This window comes from Leptospira licerasiae serovar Varillal str. VAR 010 (assembly GCF_000244755.1).
In the GTDB taxonomy this organism is placed as follows: domain Bacteria; phylum Spirochaetota; class Leptospiria; order Leptospirales; family Leptospiraceae; genus Leptospira_B; species Leptospira_B licerasiae.
This window is the reverse complement of record NZ_AHOO02000011.1, coordinates 346,987-366,624: the sequence shown is the minus strand read 5'-3', so window position 1 is coordinate 366,624 and position 19,638 is coordinate 346,987. Positions and strand designations below refer to the sequence as shown.

Here is a 19,638-nt window from a genome sequence, read left to right as displayed (position 1 = left end):
ATATTTATTGAACGCAAAAATGGACAGCGACGTTCGTGTTTGCGCCTAAAAACTTAGAAGGTTGTACTCCGAACATTCTTTTAAAAGTCCGACTTAGGTGTGCTTGGTCTGCAAAACCTGCAGCATGAGACGCTTCCGTAAGATTTCCACCTTCTTTCAAAAGTTTAGCCGCCTCGTGAAGTCTCAGCCAAAGTTGGTATTGCCGCACGGGTAAACCCATTTGTAATTTAAAAACGTGCATAAACCTAGTTTCGGAAAACCCAGCTTCCTTTGCAAGTTCCGGGACGGAGACGGAACCGGGAAGAGCCGATTTCATTCTAAGCGTTGCAGATAGGACCCTTGGATCCAAAGAAACTCTGGAAGGTTTTTCAGTACCTACACAAGTAAGAATATCTTCGAAAAGCTCTTTAGCTGTATGGCAATTCACTTTTTCATGAAATAGATTTTTGCATCTGGAAAGAACGGGTTCTAAGTTTTCGAAAGGGATCTCTGAGATTCCCTTTCTTCCGAACCGAGCTGCGATGGAAGCGTAGTCGATACCGTAAGGATCGATCTGTAAAACGATTAGATCCGAATTTTCCGCGGAAAGAGTATGATATGTATTCGGAGCTAATACGACTGCCTGGAATTCTAACACAAGGCCTGATTCTTCGATCACTTTGAACTTAGAAGTTAAAGAGATCAAAATGGAAACAGCATAGTGAGAGTGAGGATCTGTGGTTAGTCCTTTCTGAGCAAGGAATACCCTGGCCCCAAAATAGAATAGTGTTCCGATTTGAGATTCTTCCATTTTCCGAATACCGGATTATAATTTTTGAATGATTCTTTCCAGGGTTTTTTCAGGACGTTCAAACGGAAAAAAGTGGGAAATATCATCCCATAACTCTAAGCTCGAATTCGGATTTCCTTTGATGATCCTTTTTGCGGCAGAAGGAGAACATACTTCGTATTTTCTGGGGATTGTGATATGAGTTTCCGTCTTAATCCTTCTATATTGTAGTAAACTTAGAAAGCTGACCGAGTTGAAAATTTTAGCCTCTAATTCCGGAGGACAACATAAGACCCATTTATCTCCTTCTTTCTTGAAACAAGAACTCAGATAATCTTCGAAAACTTCGTCGGACCAATTTGCAAAGGTGGGAGTTTTTCTGAACGCTTTTTTGACCAGTGTTAGATCTTTAAATTCTCTTCTTCTTTTTATCGCACCCTTTGCCAACGGAGTATCGAAAGCCAATGCAAGAAGAAGGTAAGCAAGATTTAAGACTACCGGATCCATTGCAAAAATTTTTCGAAAGTGATCAGGTCTCTTATAAGACGAAATAAGAAGACTAGCTCCTCCTAACGAATGCCCAACTCCCACAACATTCTTCAAACCTTCATTTTCAATGAGCGCCAAAACTTGATCTCTAAAGAAAAACCAATCATTCCATTCCATGTTCGGTTCCGATTCGCCATGACCGCAAAAATCCAAAGCAAGAACTCTATGTGTTTCGGAAAGTTTATGTATTAAATAAGAATAACAACCTGCAGAAAATCCGTTAGCATGAGCTATCAGTATCGGCTCCAAGGATTTATTGCCGGAATCGATGTAAGAAAGTTTGATCCCGCGGAAGTTAAATGTTTTTCTATCCATTCAAGATTTGCCCTTGCCATTTCTTTCCCTTTGCTTTCGATGGACAGGAATTCGGAGTTTCGACCGATTCCCAAAAGAGGGATAATACACTCTTCCTAAGGGGAGATTACAAGAAAACAATAATCGAATTCTTGAGAGAGATAGATGAAATTAACGGTGATAATCATTTTCATAGTCGCATTATTCTTCAATGCTTTGGCAAACATTTTGATCAAGGCAAGTTCATTAGGAGATAAAACAAATACTGCTTCCGGAATTGAAGGATTGATCAAAGCATTTTTACATCCGGTATTCTTTGCAGGACTAGCTTCTTTCGGGATCGCGTTATTAGGTTATAGATGGGTATTGGGTAACGGATTAAAATTATCCTTAGCATACCCTCTCTTCACATCTGCTGGATTTATTATAGTACTCGTAGCTTCCGCGATATTTTTTAAGGAAGAACTGAACTGGACCCAATGGACAGGGATCGGTTTGATACTTGCAGGGGTATGGTTGACCTCTGCCGAAATGTTCGCCTAAGTCATAAAGTAATAAATAATAAACCGAATAGGGTAGTGATCTTGAAGCAAAGTTGTGGCCGAGATCGTTACTCCCGGAGTCTAAATTATAAGAGGATAGTCGCTTCGCTCCTGAAGCCCGGGTAGCCGGACTATAAGCTAAAAATTCAAACCGATCCAAGCTTAAAGTTTTTAACTTTATAGGATGGTATGAGTTTTATGAAGACCGCCTTATCCTTTTCTTTATTGTTCCTGATCTACTGTTCCAGTTTCGGGACTTCTATACATATTCCAATCGATCACAAAGAAGGCCCCATCGGATATTATGAAGGAGATCCCCTTCCTCCTAAAACCGCTTTTCTAACGTTCGATGACGGTCCCTCCGATTGGACTAACGACGTACTGGATATACTCAAAAAAGAAAATGTAAAAGCTACCTTCTTTGTATGTGGCGCCTGGTTGCCTAAGGCGAGCACTAGAGGGAATAGTTTCAGAAAATATAAAACAGTGCTGATCCGTATGAAAGAAGAAGGTCATACAATCGGAAATCACACGCTTGGTCACCAGAATTTCGCGTACATGTCCCCGAAAAGAATAGAGAGCCAACTGTCCGAAAACCAAAAATTATACCGGAATGAATTGGGAGAATATTCTGGAAAATTAATATGGATCAGGCCTCCCTTCGGTTCACCTTATATCAAAATTAGTAACGAAACAGTCCGGAAAAGAGTAAGTTCCGCGCTCCAAGGTAAAGGTCTCGTATTCATGTGGACTAAAGAATTCGATTCCACTGATTCCAAAGAATGGGTAAAAGGAGAATGGTACGAAAAAGGACCAAGGATAGATCCGGATAACGAAAAATTCAGAAGGAAAATGGATCGTATCTATAACTCGTCAGTATCCAAAACGGAAGGGCAAGGTGTTGTGATCTTATTTCACGATACACATCCAACCACCAAAGAAGTCCTACCGTTTATCATAGAAAAATTGAGATCGGAAGGATATACTTTTGCTACGGCGGAAGATTATACCAAATGGCGTTGGGGAAAAACTAGCAAAGAGTTGAGTGAAGAAGAGCCGGATTGAACGCCGTTTTTTTAAAACAAAAAACACTTTTCTTCCTACATTCCGGATCTAAACAGGTTCAAAGTTTTTAGTCCTCCGCTTGGGCTTCAGGAGTAGAGAGACTATATACAGGGAATTAAAAAAAAATGAACAAAGGTCCACTTTCAGGAGTTAAGGTAGTAGATTTAAGCTTATTGCTACCAGGTCCGTTATGCTCCATGTATCTGGGAGATATGGGAGCCGAGATCATCAAGGTAGAAAATCCGAGAGCAATGGACGCAACTAGAGTGATGTTCAAAAAAGAAAACGGTGCGCCTTCTTTGTATCTGATGTTGAACAGAAATAAGAAAGCGATCACACTCAATCTTAAGAGGGAAAAATCCAAAGAGATATTATTTAAACTATTAGAAGATGCTGATATATTGTTGGAAGGATTTCGCCCGGACGGACTTTCTAAAATGGGACTCGGTTACGAGGATCTAAAAGAAAAATTTCCTAGACTGATCTATTGCGGGATTTACGGATATGGAGATTCCGGCGCATATAAGGACTTTGCTGGGCATGACTTAAATTATCTTTCTCTATCGGGAGTATTAGACCAAACCGGAAAAAATCCCCAGGCTCCGGGATTCCAATTGGCGGATATAGGAGGCGGAACGTTAACTGCTCTTTCTTCAATTTTGGCGGCTCTGTATTATCGGGAAAAAACGGGTCGAGGCCAAAAGATTGCAATCTCTATGATGGAAGCTTCTCTCCAATTTATCTCATTATATGGAGGGATCTATTCCGCAACGGGTAAAAATCCGGAAGGTGGAAACGAATTATTATCAGGAAAACTCCCGAATTATTCCACTTACAAAACTAAAGAAGGCCGTTGGGTAGCATTAGGCGCGTTGGAAGAAATGTTCTTTAAAACATTCTTAAGACAATCCGGGCTCGATGTGCATTTGGAAAAAACCCCGATCGCAGAAACACATTTTGCAGAATGGAAAAAAATCCTCACTGAATACTTCTCCTCTAAAACTCTTGCAGACCTGGAGCCTATATTCCAAAATCCTGATTCTTGTCTTACTCCTGTCAAAACCCTGGACGAGGTTTCTAAAGATCCGGTGCTCCGAGAAAAAGGACTGATCCTGGATCGTAAACATAAACAATACGGGGATTATATACAATTCGGATCTCCTTTTCCTTTTTCGGAAAGTAAGGTGACATACAGGATGGACCCGCCTGATCACGGAGAGCATAATCAGGAAATCTTAAAGTCTTTAGGCTATAGCGATTCAGAGATAGAAGAGTTGAAAAAAGATAAAGTAATTTAATTGAAAGATTATTTAGAATTCAGAATTCTTTTCGAACTATCTTAAAGGTATAAGGTCTATTCTTCGTGAAAATCCAACGAATCATTATATTATTAGTCGCGATCGGAATTTTAACCGCTTGCGCAGTTACTTCCAATCGCTCTGTTCTAGTGAATAAAGGAACTCCAGTCGATATCAAAGATATCAATCCTTCAGATAAAGGTCCGATTGTTTTTAAAAAGATTATCGCAGCGGACTGGGCAACGGAACGTGCTGGTCTGATCAATTTAAAGGATCAAAAAGCAATTACTGCAGGTTTGCAGTCCGGTCAGGAACCGATTCAAATTTATTTTTACGTAATAGATCATCCTAAATTTGGAAGATATGTGGTGGATACCGGGCTCGGGGACGTATTTCGTAAGGAGACAAAAGAATGGCCTGTTTCCGGAATAGTCGCTTCTCAGATGAATTTGGGAGCTTTGAAGATTCATACAACGATTAAAGAGTGGCTGCAAAAAGAGCCAAAAAAAGTAGAAGGTATCTTTATTACTCATTTGCATTTAGATCATATTTTGGGTACTCAAGATTTTCCAATTGGGACTTCAGTATATACTGGTCAGAACGAACCTGGGGATACTCGATTCCTTCATCTTTTTGTGCAAGGAAGTACGGACAAGATACTCGGACCTGATACTGTTCTTTCCGAATTAAACTTCTTTAGAAAAGAAGCTGCTCCAATTAGATTTCTAGATTTTTTCGGTGACCAATCTCTTTATGTAGTCTCGGTTCCTGGACATACGGAAGGTAGCATTGCATTTTTAATAAAATCTACTAACGGGGTCCAGCTGATTACTGGAGATACTTGTCATACTAGCTGGGGTTGGCTGAATAATGTAACTCCAGGAGATTTTACTAAGGATATAGAAAGGAATAAAGTGAGTCTAGATTTGCTACAAACCGTTGCAGCTAAATTCCCAAAAATTCAGATCCATCCAGGACATCAAAGTATTCCTGCTCCCACTAAATAGATTTTTTTGATATTTGAGAAGAGCGAGAAACACATTGAGGTAAAACGAATCTCGCTTCAAAATAGGATAGCGCTACTAAATAAACACCTTCAAGTAATAGTATCGCTGTCCCGATGCTGGTGGCATCTTCCTTTAATCTCCATGCTTGTGCAAAACATTGCAAACCCCAAAATGAATTTGCTATAATTAGTATGAAAACAAATACACGCTGAAGATTTCCTTTTTTTAAACGTAATAGAAGTGTTCCGGAATAAGAACCATATATTAAATTTGCAAAACCTTCCATGTGAGTGAAACTTTCGGTCCAGCCGGTTAAGTTTGCGAGGAAAGAAGAGAAAAGAAGGACGAATAATCCTACGATTAACGCACCGGAAGAATCTAATGTTAGAAAGAATCGAGCTTGTTTCATTTATAAAATAGTAATAGAACAAACATTAAAACTTGGATTGTGATAAGGGAAGAGATAGACTCAAAGATCCAAAGTTTCAGATGTTTACCTTTCCAGATTACATCGATAGAACTAGATGTGAATATCAACCCGAACCAAAGAATGAAAGCGATGGATTGACCTTGGGCTTTATTTTGTAGACTGATATATTGTAAGATCAATGAGAGAGAAAATGCCGTAGCCACAAAAACGCAGAAGTTCAAAAATATTCGGACCCCAAGATCCTTTTTTTCTTCCTGAGTGGGTAAATTTAGAAATTTTGAAAGGCCGAAATAGAGAGGACCACTAAAAAGAAAGGCGCAAATAAACCCAGCTATTCCGGCAACGATTGGCGCTACGATACTTTGAATCATGAAGTCTCTCCAGATGAAACTAGCTAAGACAAATATTTATTCATCTATATTGGTGGAAGTAAACAAATTTCTGAATATTGATTCCAATGTTGGAATTCCAACATGGAAGTGAAGGAGAAATTATCCTCGCCAATCAGAGGGAAATGTGCTAAGGCGATTATTCGTGTACCACCGCACCGGCCCCCACCCAGAGTAGGGTGGGGCCTCCCTTTTACAACCCAAGGCCCACAACCAAAGTCACATCCCCATTTCGTCGCGACAGCGATGCGCAGGGTTTAGTCTCGAAGAGACCGAAGCCCGAAGCAGCGCGTTTCGAGCAAAGCGAGAAGTCGCCCAATTACCCCTAAAGGGCTGTTTTTTGTCGTTCCAATATTATTGCATCAAGTATAAAAATGAAGTAACTACAATTTTATACTTGATATTGGTTTTTGATTTGTAATTCTCGAATCTGATCGCACATAGGAGAGATTTCGGATGGGATTGCGGGAAATAAAAAAAGCCAAAACTCGAAAACTCATATCTGATATTGCTCGTGACCTTTTTATAGAGAAAGGATACGATACCGTTACAATTGCTGAAATAGCCGAAAAAGCGGAAGTTGCCGTTACTACACTTTTTAATTATTTTCCGACAAAAGAGTCCCTCATTTTCGATCTTGAGGATGAGATAGATACAGATATCTTGAAGGCGATTAAAGAACGAAAGAAGGGGCAATCCATTCTGGATGCTCTCTATCGATATTTTTTTTCGAGCAAGTTATTCAATCCGCCCGATAAAAAAACTTTCTCCGGATTTGGAAAGCTCATCAGATCTTCGCCTGAACTTACTTCCTATCTACGCGGGTTATGGGCCCGTTATGAAAATACTTTAGCCAAAGAGATCCAAAACGATTCCGGTGTGAGTAAAATAGAAGCGGAGTGTGTTGCAAAGCTGATCCTTGAAGGCGTGAGCTTTGCATGTAATTCGACGTCTCCCAAGGATGTATTAACTCTCACGTTCAGAGTTTTGAAAAATGGATGGAATAAATGAAGCATAACCAGCCCAATTATGATGTTATTATTTCCGGGGCTGGCCCGGTCGGACTTTTTTTAGCATGCGAGCTCGCTCTTGCAAAATGTTCCGTTCTAATATTAGAAAAATCGGATAATCCTTATTCACCTTTCAAACAACTTCCTTTTGGGATACGGGGGCTTTCCGCTCCTAGCATCGAATCTTTCGATCGAAGAGGATTATTAGGCGAACTTGAGATCCATAAACATCTTAAAAATCCTCACGCTAATGCAGTGCAACAAGGTCCGCGTCGCCAGGTAGGGCATTTTGCTGGTATTCCATTTCACGAAGGTAATATTGATACTTCACAATGGAAACATCGGCTGAAAAGTTCTACCGAAACCAATTTGATATCGGTAATGGAAGAGATTGAAACAATACTTACTCTTCGTGCAGTATCCTTAGGCGTAGAAATTAAGCGCGGTCTTGCATTAACTTCCTTTTCTCAGACTGAAGATGGGGTAATCGTTCAATCGGTAGACCAATCTTTTCAAGGACAGTGGCTTGTGGGTTGTGATGGAGCTCGCAGCGCGGTTCGCAAATTGGGAGGTTTCGAATTTATAGGTACGGAACCGGAGTTTACCGGCTATTCTACGAAGATCGATCTGGCAGATCCGGAGAAACTGAAGCCGGGAAGGAATCTGACCGAAAGAGGTATGTATTTGCAGTCTCAACCGGGTTTTATTGTGATGCAGGATTTTGATCGAGGTGCATTTCATAGTTCTGAAAAACAAATCACATTGGAACATGTGCAGGAAGTCCTGCGTCGTATCTCGAACACTGATGTAACTATCAGTGCTCTTCATTTTGCAACTACTTGGACGGACAGAGCGAGACAAGTATCAAGTTATCTTAATGGACGAATTCTTTTAGCTGGAGATGCAGCTCATATTCATTCTCCTTTGGGAGGGCAAGGACTGAACCTTGGATTGGGTGATGCGATGAACCTCGGATGGAAACTTGCCGCGACCATCCATAACAAAGCTCCGGAAGGTTTATTAGATAGTTATCAAAGGGAGCGACATCCGATCGGTGCACAGGTCCTGGACTGGTCGCGGGCTCAAGTCCATATCATGAAGCCAAACCCAGAGGCCCGTGCATTAAACTCGATTTTTAGAGATCTTATGGAAACTCGGGATGTGGCGACTTATATGGCGGCTAGGGTGTGGGGAATTTTTGCGCACTACGATCTAGGCGATGCACATCCTTTAGTGGGTTATAGTGTCCCGAACTTCGAGTTTGAGGATGGTAGAAGGACCAGCGAACTTATGCAAGGTGGCCAAGGAATACTTCTCGATTTCGATTCGAATTCTTCCCTTAAAACCTTTGCAAATGAATACGGAGACCGAATAAAATACATTTCCGGTAGAGCGAAAGAGCAGTTAGGGTTGAATTCCGTACTGATACGTCCTGATGGAATTATTGCCTGGGCTTCCGATATAAAACCTGATATACAATCTATCAGACAGGAAGCTTCTCGATGGTTTACTCAATTTATTTCCTGAAAATGATTCGCCGTGACATTAACAGAACGAACGTTCTGTTTTTTATATGCTTTCAGATCGCCAAAATCTGCGAAAATAACGAGATTTCCCGGAATTCTGTCCCATTAGGGCTAAAATGAACGTTTAATCAGCCATGTTTTTCTTGATCGATTCGACTATGGCGAAAAATTAGGACTAGAAACTCTCGCAAGAAGGGAAAAAATGTATCAGGAACTGACTGAGCAGCAGATCGAGATTAGGGACACGATTCGTTCTTTCGTTAAGAAAGAGATCACCCACGAAGTTGCTATCCATTGGGACGAAGCAAATAAGCATCCAGAAGAACTTATCAATAGAATGAGAACCGAGTTAGGGGTCAATGGACTCACTATCCCCGAAGAATACGGCGGATGGGGTCTTGGTTCAGTAGAGCAGTGTTTGGTAACCGAAGAACTTTCTAGAGGATGTCTCGGAATCAGCCTTTGTTTCGGTTATACCGGTCTTGGTATCCTTCCGATCATGAAAGGTGCAAGCCACGAACAAAAGAAAAAATGGCTTCAACCGGTTGTTGACGGAGAATACGGAGTTTCTTTCTGTCTTTCCGAGCCTGGTGCAGGTTCAGACGTTCCTGGTATGAGCACTACTGCAGTTAAAAAAGGTGACAAATGGGTCATCAACGGAACTAAACAGTGGATCACCGGCGGTGGAAGTGCCGGAGCTTATACCGTTTTTGCTTACACTGATAAAGGCCGTGGAACTCGCGGAGTTTCCTGTTTCTACGTTAAACGTGATACCCCAGGTCTGATCGTTGGTAAAAAAGAAGATAAACTTGGTATTCGTGCATCCGATACTCGCCAGATCATCTTCGAAGATTGTGCAGTCGAAGAAGTTAACATGATCGGAAAAGAAAATCTAGGGTTCATATACGCTCTTCAAACTCTGAACGCATCTCGTCCATACGTCGCTGCTATGGGAGTGGGTGTTGCTCAAGCTGCTTTAGATCACGCTTCTAAATACGCTCGTCAAAGAGAGCAGTTCGGTTCTAAAATTTCCAGCTTCCAAGCTGTTCAACACATGCTTGCGGATATGTCTATCGGTGTAGAAACTGCACGTCAGATCTGCTATCTTTCTGCTCGTATGTCTGATGCTGAGGATCCTCGTCTTCCGAAATATTCTGCAATCGCAAAAGCTTATTGCTCTGAGACTGCAATGAAAGCGGCTACTGACGCGGTTCAAATCTTCGGCGGATACGGTTACACTAAAGAGTATCCTGTTGAAAAACTGATGAGAGACGCGAAAATCCTTTGTATCTTCGAAGGAACCACTCAAATTCAGAAAAACGAGATCGCAGCTTATGTGATCCGTGAAGCAGCTTCCGCAAAATAAGAATTTTCAAATATTGCAAAGCTTTAAGAAGGCGTCGGTTTCCCCGGCGCCTTTTTTATTTTCTCTTCGCTCGGATCCTACTCAAGGAAACAGGTGTGATCCCCAAATAAGAAGCAATATGATATTGCGGAATAAGTTCTTCTATATCCGGTCTGGATTGTAAAAGTAGATAGTATCTTTCTTCTGCGCTTAAAGCTAAGAGTTCGTATTCTCTTCTTGCTTTTTTTAAGAATAAGTTCTCTGCGAATATTCTTCCGAGTCTTTCCCAAGCTATATCTTGAGAGAAAAGTTTTCTGAATTCAGAGAATTTTGCGACCGCTAGTTCACAATCGGTGATCGCTCGAATACTACAAGTAGAAGGTTGTTCCGTAAGTAGATCGAAATAAGACCCTGTGAAGTCTCCAGGGAAATTGAAACTTTTGATGTATTCGTTTCCTTGGTCTGTTAGATAATATTCTCTCAATACGCCCGAGAATACGAATGCAAACTCAGTGGGTTGAATGCCTTGTTTGATCAGAAAATCTCCGTATTCTAATCTACGGATCGTATATAGTGCTTCCGATTTTTTCCAGATTTCTTTTGGAATGGGGGAGATCCGATTCACGGTTTGATAAATTTTTTCCCAAGGATGTTCTTTCTGATCCATAGAATTCCTGTTTACGGATTTCTATTAAGAAAGTCCGTAAATGGAAATTTTACAAATCTAATTACCGGGGAAATCCAAAAATACCGTATCACCCGCGTTGCAGGTTCCACGCAGGGAACAAGTATTGTTAGGTCGCAATCTTAAAGTTCCGAACTGGCTCTTATAAAGAATCCAGAAATGGCAGAGTGACTTTTAAGAATTCTTTTGGATTTTCCGCAAAAGGTACATGCCCCGTTTTTAAGTAGGCGAGTTTGGATCCTTTTACTTTTTCATGAAGCCTAAGCGCGAGTTTCGGATCTATAACAGGATCATATTCTCCCCATATGATCAATGTTGGCGCTTGGATCTGGGAGACTTTTTCTCTTAGGTCATGTCTTTCATCTAAAAAGCTTTTCCAGATAGAAGCATTCACTTCTTTTGCACCTTCCACATTTTCCCTTTCTTTGATACCGGCGAGAATAGATTCAGTATATTTGTTCCTGATCTTTATATAGTGATTCGGGAATACGTTCCAAACCAGTCCCGTAAACCAAACCTTGGATTTTAATCCTGCGAAACTTTTTGTGATCCAATCCGGATCGTTTAATCCACCGGAGTCCACTATCACGAGTCCTTTTACCAGTTCCGGTCTTTGGACGGCGAGATTCATTGAGGCGAATCCTCCGAGTGAATTTCCTATAAAGGTTGCACCTTCCGGAGCCAATTGTGAGACCAAGTCAGGCAATATTCCCGCATACTCCACGGCGGAAGCGGATGTTGTAGGTTGTGGATTCTCGGATAATCCGTGTCCCGGCCAATCCAGAGAAATCACTTTATATTTTTCTGATAAACTCGGTAGAATGGATTCGAAATCGTTATGATCATGTCCTGCAGAATGGAGTAAAAAGACGGGCTTTCCTTTTCCTTCTATCCAATAGGCGATCTTTCCTATTTTAGAAGTATAATATCCGCTGGGCAATTTTGGTGACAGCTTTTTATTTTCTAAAACTGTTTTCATCTTTTCTCCCCCACTGCATTGAATGAGTAACAAACCGAATAACAGGCTTGCAGTTAGTGTTCGTTTCATACTCGGATCTTCTCTTAAAGAAGGATCCAAGTCAAGAAAGGAGAAATCGATCAGCGGATAAATGGATTATCCTATGTTAATCGTTTTTCGTAGTAATCCTAAAAATTTCAGGAGCGAAGCGACTATAATCCGTCCCACGGGTTTCAGGAGCGAAGCGACTATAATCCGTCCCGCGGGTTTCAGGAGCGAAGCGACTATCTTACTATGGCCCATTTTACTAATTTGGCCACCGGGTTTAACCATTTTGCGACTTTTTTGCGATAGGTATGAGGGAATAATAAGAAGTTCTCTAAAGGAAAGATCAATCCTTCTTCGATCAGTTTATGTTTGTTCTCCATCGATTTCAATTTATCCGGATTTAAGACCGAGTAAATTTTAGAGATCCCGTCTTCATCTATCAGGAAACTTTGTAGATATGCGGGTTGGTCATTGTAATAGCCGATCAATGTTTCCGTTCCGTTCACCATTCCGAAATAGAAATCCAAACTGAATTTCAGTCTGTTGCTTCCTGTCCGAATATAGAAATGAGAAGCTCTTTCTTTTCCGATGATCGGTATCCTTGCGGCATTTACTTTTCCACCGCCGTCCGACCAAAGGATTATTTCCTCCTTCAAAAAAGGTACAAGTAGTTCCGGCTTTCCTTTTGACGACGCCAACAAAAAATCACGGAAGATTTTTTTTCTTTTTTCGGAAGGTGCGTCATACTTTTTGCGATCCGATTTTAGTGATTCTTTAGCCCGTTTTAGGATTTGCCTGCAATTCTCGTGATTTTTACCGACTACCTTGGAAATGGAATCGTAATCCATCTCAAAACTTTCTCTGAGTAAGAAAACCGCTCTCTCGATAGGATTCAATTTTTCTAATAGATGCAAAAATGCCAGATCCAATGTTTCCTGATCCGGCTCTTCATCCATAGGCTCCGGAGCCAATGGCTCCGGTAACCAGGGACCTATATAGGTTTCCCTTTTTCTTTTTGCTTTCCTTAAGGAGTCCAGGGATAGTCTGGCCGCAACTGTGGACAAGAATGCTTTTGGAGATCTGATCTTTTCTTCCTTGGATCTTTCCCATCGGAGAAAAGTTTCCTGCACTATATCCTCTGCTTCCACCACGCTACCTGTCATCTTATAGGCGATTCCAAAGACCAAACCTTTGTTTTCTATAAATTGATCTAGCCTTTCTTGGGTGTTCATTTTTCTGCCGTCGCTAACCTTTCGTTCTCTTTTACTAAAGTTTTTTCTTTAGGTCGGGGAATCGCATAAAAATCGAAATATTTTTCGGCTTTAAATGAGAAGACTGTGAATTTACAAATAAGTTCTTTCACGAACGCTCCCAATCTTCCGGTCCAAAATTTTTCTTTAGGACTGTCGTCATAGTTTAAGAATTGAAAGAGTCCTTCTTTTCTCCCCAAACTAACACAACGTCCAACATACGCTAATTCGAAAGGTTTTTGGCCAATTTTTGATTTTTCTCCCAAAAGATTAGAGATCCTTTCCGCCATATAAATTCCCATCGGCAGTGCTGTGGCACAGGCCATTCTCAGATAGGAATACTCTTCTCCGGGGAGTTTTACTGCGTCTCCAGCTCCTATAATATTCGAATATTCAGGAATTTGCATGTATTCATTCAAATATACCTGGCCGATCTTATTGGACTCCAGCCCAGAGTTTTTTCCTAGATCGGAGGCGACAAGCCCGGCGGAGATCACACAATAATCGTGAGGGACCTGTGTTCCACTGGAAGTTTTGATCTTATCTTCCAATAGATATTCTCCTCTTTCCCCTTCGATCAGATCAACTTTCAGATTTTTCAGGACTTCTTTCATATAAAGAACTGCGCCAGAAGAGAAGTTTTTTCCGATCTTATCCGAATCCAAAAGTGTTATTTTTGCATTTGGATAATTTTCCGCAAGCTCAGTTGCTACTTCTATCCCTGAAAGCCCTCCGCCTAATACTGTAACTCTTGCATCAGGGCAATTGTTTAACTCTTTTTTGAGTCGTTCTGAATCCTGGAAACTTGCTATTGAAAAATAGTTGATCCCTTTACTTCCCGGATCTCCTGCTCTCATTCCCGCAGTATAACCCAGGTAATCGTATTCGAAATAAGTCCCGTCGTTTAGTAGAACTTTGTTTTCTTTCGGAAATATTTTTTCTACTCTTTGGATGATGAGTCTTATCTTAGGATTCAATAAATTTCGGATCTGGAAATCTTTTCCTTTGGTACCCGCGATTACTTGGTGGTTCCTGATCTTTTCTCTAAAGATCGGTTCTGCAGTGATTAGGGTAATTTCTACCTCGGGATTTTTGCGTGCTAGTCTGTTTGCCGCTGCAATCCCTGCATAACCTCCGCCTATGATCAATACCTTCTTCTTTGACATACTTGCCTCCGGTCCTAAAGTCAAGACGCGTCCGAGCCAATGATTGTGACATCGTTTCCGATTTTCTTTGAGAAGTGGTCTCAGACGACTTTTAGAAGGGTTCTGATTAGGAGATTGACAGAGGCATTCTTTTGAGCATTCTGGATAAGGAATTATGAAGCGTATTTTTTTCCTGATACTATTCTTGTTTTCGATCTTAGGATTGATTACGTGTAAGGAAAAAAAGCCCATCCCTGAATTGGAAGGATTCGTAGTTAAAAACGTAATTCATCCGAGCAATAACCCGTTCAATCAGGAAAAGGTGGAGCTGGGTAAGACTTTATATTTCGATTCCAGACTTTCTTTCAACCAAGACGTAAGTTGCGCAAGTTGCCATAATTCTCCTTCTTTATCCGAAGGTTTCCCCCGCACTAAGATCCATAATCCTGCTCCTTCTCTCACTAACGTCGCGTTGTATAAAGATGTGTTCAAAGATCCGGAAGCAAAAGAGTTGGAAGATCTTGTAAAAGACAAAACTCACTCTAAGCTAATGTTCCAAAATGAAGCAAGGCTTGTACAAAGGATCTCTTCTATCCAAGGTTATAAGGAACTTTTTGAGAAGGCTTACGGGGATCCTGAAATTTCAGGAGAGCGGATAGTATTAGCTCTTTCTACTTTCCAAAGGACGATTGTAAGCAAGAATTCTAACTTTGATAAATTCGTTATGGGGGAAGATACTGCGCTCACTCCTGCGCAGATCCGAGGTTGGAACGTTTTCCAGAACAAGGCAAAATGTATACAGTGCCACCAAGGCCCTAACTTCTCCGATTCCGAATTACATACTACCGGTCTTGCAGGGATCAAGGATAAGGTTAGAACTCCTACATTAAGAGATGTTACTAAAAAGAAAACATTCATGCACAATGGAGTTTTCGGATCGATTGAAGATACTGTGAACCATTTTGCGGAAGGTGGTCATTCCAAAGCGGTACATGATCCGATGTTAAAACCTGCCGAACTTTCGGATCAGGATAAGAAGGATTTGATCGAATTCCTAAAAGCATTGGAAGGGGAGCCTATCCAATGGGAAATCCCCTCTATTCCAAAAGCTTAATATAGTCTTAGATTAGTTAGTGGAAGGAGTAGCTTGTCGCGCTCTCTCCACTTCGTTTTTGATGATCGTGTCTACGATCTCATCCACATTTACTCCGAACTTCTCGAAAACCGAGTTTCTGGCCAATTCGTAACGAATGATGTCTACGTTAAAGTTGATCCTTGCTTGGGCAACTTGTAACTCAGCTTGGATCAAACCGTCCAAGGCTGATTTTACTAATACTGCGGTGAATCTTCCCTGATTGAAGCGCGCTTGGACGCCTCTATAAAACTTCTCGGCCTCTTCTTTACGAGTGTTCGCGGTTTCTAAAAGTTCCTGTCCCGCGACGATCGCATAATATCTATTGTCCAACTCTTCTTTGATCAGAGTTCTGAGTTCGGTTTCTTGTTTCGCCAAGATATCGACTTTGAGTTTTGCGTCTCTGATATCTGTTTGGATACCGGTATCGAATAAAGGATAAGATAAAGCGAAGTTTAAAGTTTTTTCAGGATACTTAAAAGACATCATCCCGGTTTCAGGGTTTACATAGTTCGTCTGCGGGTTTAAGAATGTCTGGCCTCTTGTAGAATAACTTCCTGTAATCTTTAAAGAAGGCATATCCTCCGCATTTTTGATCTTCAGTTCCAACTCTGCAATCTGTCTCTGGCGGATCAAATTTTTGAGATCGATCCTATGATCCAAGGCATACTGGTAATCTTTAGAAGGATTGATATCGTTCGGAACTTTTTCTTGAAGATCCGTAATTCCGGAAATTTTAGAACTTGGATCTACGTTCAAGACTCGGATCAAATTCCGTTCTGCTTCCGACCTGGAAAGTTTTGCTCTTTCTAAACTATTTTCAGTTTGAGTGAGGGCGCTATTCCATTGATTGACCTCGAATCCTTCGGAAAGGCCAAGATTACGTTTTCGGACCGTAAGATCCCGGATATTTTTGGTATTCTTTTGTAGTCTATCGAATGTCTCTACCTGAGAATCGTAAACACTTAAGCTCCAATAATCCACCAGAGTTTTTACTACAAGCTGTGCAAGAATATCTACAAGCTCGTCTCTTCGAACGACTGCATTTTGTTTTAAAACTTTTTGTTTTTCCTTTTCAGTCTGCCCGAAAGAATACTTTAAAAGTTCCTGACCTAGAGTTACAGTCAGAGCATCCGTGTATTGAGGAGGGGCAGCTAAATAGGAACCCACTGAGCCCAATCTGGCAGCTGCCGCCTGTGTCTCGAAAGCGTCCGAGTCGAATCTAGTATGGCTTAGCTCTAAACTAAAATAAGTCTGGGTTTCGAAGTTCTTTTGGATACCTACGTTTACCCGATCGTTTGAGATCTTTGTTCCGGAGAGAACGTTATTATTATTCAGAGGAAGAGTAGTTTTTGTTTTCGAAAAACCGCCGACCAGCGTCCATGCATATTGAGATAGATTTTTTAACTCGGCAGTATCCGCTTTCACGAATTCCATCCCAGCGTTTCTAACTGTGATATTATTCGCTAGGACATAATTGACAGCTTCTTTCAAAGTGATTTTAAGAACTCTAGGCCGATTTTGAAGGGAAGGGTCTAACTCTTGGGCGAACTGGGATGCTGGAAGACCGAAAGCTCCGACAAGCAAGAGTCGCAGATAAAATTTCCTTAACGAAGGAATATTTGCAGGCCTAAGCATAGTGTCGTTGGTCTTCCTACGGAGCATGGTTTTTGGTTCGGAAGAATTTGCCAAATCGAAAAATCTAAAGTAAAAGTCTAGACAGCTTAAAATCGATGAAAACTCCAGATAAAAAATTGAACCGACTCGCGTCTGAAAAAAGTCCTTATCTACTCCAACATTCCGCCAATCCAGTCGACTGGTTTCCTTGGTCCGAAGAGGCATTTGTAAAGGCAAAATCCGAGAATAAAATGATCTTCTTATCCATAGGTTACGCTACCTGTCATTGGTGCCATGTAATGGAGAAGGAATCGTTTGAGGATGAAACGACTGCAGAAGTCTTAAACAGGGATTACGTTTCCATTAAGGTAGATCGGGAAGAAAGACCGGATGTGGATCGTATCTATATGGATGCGTTACATGCTATGGGACAGCAGGGCGGTTGGCCTTTGAATATGTTCTTAACACCTGAAGGTAAACCGATTACAGGAGGTACTTATTTTCCTCCGGTTCCTAAGTATGGTAGAAAAAGTTTTACCGAAGTTTTAGGAATTTTAACCGGATTATGGAAGGATAAAAAAGAAGAGTTACTCGAGGCTTCGGAAGATCTCACCAAACACTTGAAAGAATCGGAAGAAACTAGAGCTCTTGCTGGAACAGCCGACATATCTTCTCCGGGATCTGAAGTATTCGAGAACGGTTTTCTATTATATGATAGATTGTACGATCCGGAATACGCAGGTTTCAAATCCAATTCTGTAAATAAATTTCCACCAAGTATGGGACTTAGTTTTTTGCTACGTTATCATAAATCTACCGGAGAACCTAAGGCTCTTGAAATGGTAGAAGAGACATTAACCGCGATGAAGAAGGGTGGGATCTACGACCAGATCGGCGGAGGACTTTGTAGATATTCTACGGATCACCATTGGTTAGTCCCTCATTTCGAAAAGATGTTATACGATAATTCTCTCTTTTTGGAAGCCTTGGTGGAATGTTATCAAGCGGTTGGCGAGGAAAAATATAAAGACTATGCTTACGACGTGATCGAATATCTCCATCGCGATATGAGATTGCCTGGCGGTGGGATTGCAAGCGCGGAAGACGCGGATTCGGAAGGAGAAGAGGGATTATTCTATCTTTGGACAAAAGAGGAAGTAAGGGAAGTTTGCGGACAAGACTCTTCTCTCTTGGATGAATTTTGGAATATTACTGAAAAGGGAAATTTCGAAGAGAAAAATATCCTGCACGAATCGTTCAGAATGAATTTTTCCAGATTGCATGGGTTGGAACCTTCCGAGTTGGAAGAGATCGTTTCCAGAAACAGAAAAAAACTTTTAGAAAAACGTTCTACGCGTATCAGACCGCTTAGGGACGATAAAATTCTATTCTCATGGAACTGCTTATACATCAAGGCACTCACGAAAGCGGCAATGGCATTCGGAGACGGAGATCTATTAAGAGAAGCGGAAGAAACATATAAGTTCTTAGAAAAAAACCTGATCAGAGAAGACGGAAGGCTGCTCAGAAGATTTAGAGAAGGAGAAGCAAAAATTTTAGCATATAGCACTGATTATGCTGAATTTGTTTTGGCCTCTTTATACCTATTCCAAGCCGGAAAAGGTTTCAGATATTTGGAAAATTCGATCAGATACACTGAAGAAGCGATCCGACTTTTCAGGAGTCCTGCCGGAGTATTCTTTGATTCCGGTATAGACGGAGAGGCATTGCTCAGAAGAACTGTAGATGGATACGATGGAGTGGAGCCCTCGGCCAATAGTTCCTTTGCGACAGCATTTGTTCTGCTTTCCAAGTTAGGTGTGGTGGATTCGGAAAAATATTTGCAATATGCGGACTCAATCTTCTCTTATTTTAAACCTGAATTGGAAGCATACCCGATGAGTTATCCGTATATGCTTTCCGCTTTATGGCTAAGGAAATCTCCAGGCAGAGAACTTGCGGTAGTATATTCTTCCCAAGAAGAATTATTGCCCTTTTGGAAAGGTGTCGGTTCGTTATTCTTACCTGAAACGGTACTCGTTTGGGCGAATGATAAGGAAGCAGAAGAGAACGGAGAAAAATTCCTACTTCTAAAGAACAGAAATTCGGGTGGAGGGGTGAAAGCATACGTTTGCGTAGGATTTCATTGCGAACTTCCCGTATCTGACTGGCCTAGTTTACGAGCAAGATTGGTGGAAGATTAAGAGAGTTCTATTCTCTCTGCGTCTCTCCAAAGTCTGTCCAGGTTATAGTATTCTCTTTTTTCCGGGGTCATAATATGGACTATAAATTCACCGTAGTCCAATAAAGTCCACCCCGAGGAAGCGGATGTTCCTGTTTTGTCCGTTTCCTTATGAGGTAATTTAAAACTTTTTAATGCTTTTTTGATCTCTCTTGCCACAGCGTTTGCTTGTACAGCGGAGTTCACAGTGCAGATCAGAAAGAAACTTAAGTATGAATGTACTGATTCCAGGTTTAAGATCGCGATCTCTTCGCATTTTTTATCCTGCATGATCTTATAGATAGTTTTCAGGATTTCCATCGTGTTTTCCGGTGTATTTTTGGGAGAAGGACTCATA

19 protein-coding genes are annotated in these 19,638 nt (G+C 41.1%); 9 read left to right on the top strand and 10 right to left on the bottom strand.

What is annotated here, in order from left to right; translation table 11 throughout:
- Positions 1 to 4 precede the first annotated feature (4 nt).
- A complete protein-coding gene (locus tag LEP1GSC185_RS14200) occupies positions 5 to 790 on the bottom strand; it encodes a helix-turn-helix domain-containing protein (RefSeq protein ID WP_008595474.1) in 786 nt (261 codons plus the stop codon).
- Between the two features lie 15 nt (positions 791 to 805).
- Positions 806 to 1,633 carry an alpha/beta fold hydrolase gene (locus LEP1GSC185_RS14195; RefSeq protein ID WP_008594262.1) on the bottom strand — a complete coding sequence of 276 codons (828 nt, stop codon included), beginning with the start codon at positions 1,631 to 1,633 and terminating at the stop codon, positions 806 to 808.
- 144 nt (positions 1,634 to 1,777) lie between these two features.
- Between LEP1GSC185_RS14195 and LEP1GSC185_RS14190 the strand changes: the two genes are divergently transcribed.
- The 4 genes from LEP1GSC185_RS14190 to LEP1GSC185_RS14175 all read left to right on the top strand — a co-directional run bounded on the left by LEP1GSC185_RS14190 (position 1,778) and on the right by LEP1GSC185_RS14175 (position 5,524).
- Positions 1,778 to 2,155, top strand: a complete 378-nt coding sequence (locus LEP1GSC185_RS14190) for a DMT family transporter (RefSeq protein ID WP_008597044.1) — start codon at positions 1,778 to 1,780, stop codon at positions 2,153 to 2,155.
- A 188-nt stretch (positions 2,156 to 2,343) separates the two neighbouring features.
- Positions 2,344 to 3,219, top strand: a complete 876-nt coding sequence (locus LEP1GSC185_RS14185; protein ID WP_008596898.1) for a polysaccharide deacetylase family protein — start codon at positions 2,344 to 2,346, stop codon at positions 3,217 to 3,219.
- A gap of 125 nt (positions 3,220 to 3,344) precedes the next feature.
- Positions 3,345 to 4,517 carry a CaiB/BaiF CoA transferase family protein gene (locus LEP1GSC185_RS14180; protein WP_008594685.1) on the top strand — a complete coding sequence of 391 codons (1,173 nt, stop codon included), beginning with the start codon at positions 3,345 to 3,347 and terminating at the stop codon, positions 4,515 to 4,517.
- Between the two features lie 65 nt (positions 4,518 to 4,582).
- Positions 4,583 to 5,524 carry an MBL fold metallo-hydrolase gene (locus LEP1GSC185_RS14175; RefSeq protein WP_008593702.1) on the top strand — a complete coding sequence of 314 codons (942 nt, stop codon included), beginning with the start codon at positions 4,583 to 4,585 and terminating at the stop codon, positions 5,522 to 5,524.
- On the opposite strand, the gene LEP1GSC185_RS14170 is transcribed toward LEP1GSC185_RS14175, so the two are convergent.
- Together LEP1GSC185_RS14170 and LEP1GSC185_RS14165 are read right to left on the bottom strand one after the other, a co-directional pair.
- Entirely contained in the window at positions 5,517 to 5,933 is a 417-nt protein-coding gene (locus LEP1GSC185_RS14170) for a hypothetical protein (RefSeq protein WP_008594757.1), read from the bottom strand. The two genes, LEP1GSC185_RS14175 and LEP1GSC185_RS14170, sit on opposite strands and share 8 nt — an antisense overlap.
- The gene (locus LEP1GSC185_RS14165) at positions 5,930 to 6,325 is read right to left on the bottom strand and encodes a DUF1761 family protein (protein ID WP_008595131.1); all 396 of its coding nucleotides are present in this window, start codon (positions 6,323 to 6,325) and stop codon (positions 5,930 to 5,932) included. Before LEP1GSC185_RS14165 ends, LEP1GSC185_RS14170 begins: the two co-directional genes overlap by 4 nt.
- Before the next feature lie 474 nt (positions 6,326 to 6,799).
- Here LEP1GSC185_RS14165 and LEP1GSC185_RS14160 point away from each other — a divergent pair, with 474 nt between their 5' ends.
- From LEP1GSC185_RS14160 to LEP1GSC185_RS14150, 3 genes are all read left to right on the top strand, one after another.
- Positions 6,800 to 7,354: a TetR/AcrR family transcriptional regulator gene (locus tag LEP1GSC185_RS14160; RefSeq protein ID WP_008595128.1), complete on the top strand. Its 555-nt coding sequence runs from the start codon at positions 6,800 to 6,802 to the stop codon at positions 7,352 to 7,354.
- Positions 7,351 to 8,880 (top strand): FAD-dependent monooxygenase, encoded by a 1,530-nt coding sequence (locus tag LEP1GSC185_RS14155; RefSeq protein WP_008593774.1) that lies wholly within the window; start codon positions 7,351 to 7,353, stop codon positions 8,878 to 8,880. Before LEP1GSC185_RS14160 ends, LEP1GSC185_RS14155 begins: the two co-directional genes overlap by 4 nt.
- A 201-nt stretch (positions 8,881 to 9,081) precedes the next feature.
- Positions 9,082 to 10,245, top strand: coding sequence for an acyl-CoA dehydrogenase family protein (locus tag LEP1GSC185_RS14150; protein ID WP_008595031.1), 1,164 nt, complete (start codon positions 9,082 to 9,084; stop codon positions 10,243 to 10,245).
- Between the two features lie 55 nt (positions 10,246 to 10,300).
- Here the strand turns inward: LEP1GSC185_RS14150 and LEP1GSC185_RS14145 are convergent, their stop codons facing one another.
- The 4 genes from LEP1GSC185_RS14145 to LEP1GSC185_RS14130 all read right to left on the bottom strand — a co-directional run bounded on the left by LEP1GSC185_RS14145 (position 10,301) and on the right by LEP1GSC185_RS14130 (position 14,331).
- Positions 10,301 to 10,891, bottom strand: coding sequence for a Crp/Fnr family transcriptional regulator (locus LEP1GSC185_RS14145; RefSeq protein ID WP_008594062.1), 591 nt, complete (start codon positions 10,889 to 10,891; stop codon positions 10,301 to 10,303).
- 160 nt (positions 10,892 to 11,051) lie between these two features.
- Positions 11,052 to 11,888 carry an alpha/beta fold hydrolase gene (locus LEP1GSC185_RS14140; RefSeq protein WP_008593743.1) on the bottom strand — a complete coding sequence of 279 codons (837 nt, stop codon included), beginning with the start codon at positions 11,886 to 11,888 and terminating at the stop codon, positions 11,052 to 11,054.
- Positions 11,889 to 12,151: 263 nt separating this feature from the next.
- Positions 12,152 to 13,147, bottom strand: coding sequence for an RNA polymerase sigma factor SigJ (gene sigJ / locus LEP1GSC185_RS14135; protein WP_008595362.1), 996 nt, complete (start codon positions 13,145 to 13,147; stop codon positions 12,152 to 12,154).
- The gene (locus tag LEP1GSC185_RS14130; RefSeq protein ID WP_008594589.1) at positions 13,144 to 14,331 is read right to left on the bottom strand and encodes an NAD(P)/FAD-dependent oxidoreductase; all 1,188 of its coding nucleotides are present in this window, start codon (positions 14,329 to 14,331) and stop codon (positions 13,144 to 13,146) included. The genes sigJ and LEP1GSC185_RS14130 overlap by 4 nt, the downstream gene beginning before the upstream one ends.
- Before the next feature lie 154 nt (positions 14,332 to 14,485).
- Here LEP1GSC185_RS14130 and LEP1GSC185_RS14125 point away from each other — a divergent pair, with 154 nt between their 5' ends.
- Positions 14,486 to 15,424: a cytochrome-c peroxidase gene (locus LEP1GSC185_RS14125; protein WP_008594023.1), complete on the top strand. Its 939-nt coding sequence runs from the start codon at positions 14,486 to 14,488 to the stop codon at positions 15,422 to 15,424.
- Positions 15,425 to 15,436: 12 nt separating this feature from the next.
- Here the strand turns inward: LEP1GSC185_RS14125 and LEP1GSC185_RS14120 are convergent, their stop codons facing one another.
- A complete protein-coding gene (locus tag LEP1GSC185_RS14120) occupies positions 15,437 to 17,080 on the bottom strand; it encodes a TolC family protein (protein WP_008596883.1) in 1,644 nt (547 codons plus the stop codon).
- 95 nt (positions 17,081 to 17,175) lie between these two features.
- On the opposite strand from LEP1GSC185_RS14120, the gene LEP1GSC185_RS14115 reads away from it, so the two are divergent.
- Positions 17,176 to 19,263, top strand: coding sequence for a thioredoxin domain-containing protein (locus LEP1GSC185_RS14115; RefSeq protein WP_008595736.1), 2,088 nt, complete (start codon positions 17,176 to 17,178; stop codon positions 19,261 to 19,263).
- Here LEP1GSC185_RS14115 and rsfS read toward each other — a convergent pair.
- Positions 19,260 to 19,637 (bottom strand): ribosome silencing factor, encoded by a 378-nt coding sequence (gene rsfS / locus LEP1GSC185_RS14110; RefSeq protein ID WP_010515855.1) that lies wholly within the window; start codon positions 19,635 to 19,637, stop codon positions 19,260 to 19,262. The genes LEP1GSC185_RS14115 and rsfS overlap by 4 nt on opposite strands.
- Position 19,638: the final 1 nt, after the last annotated feature.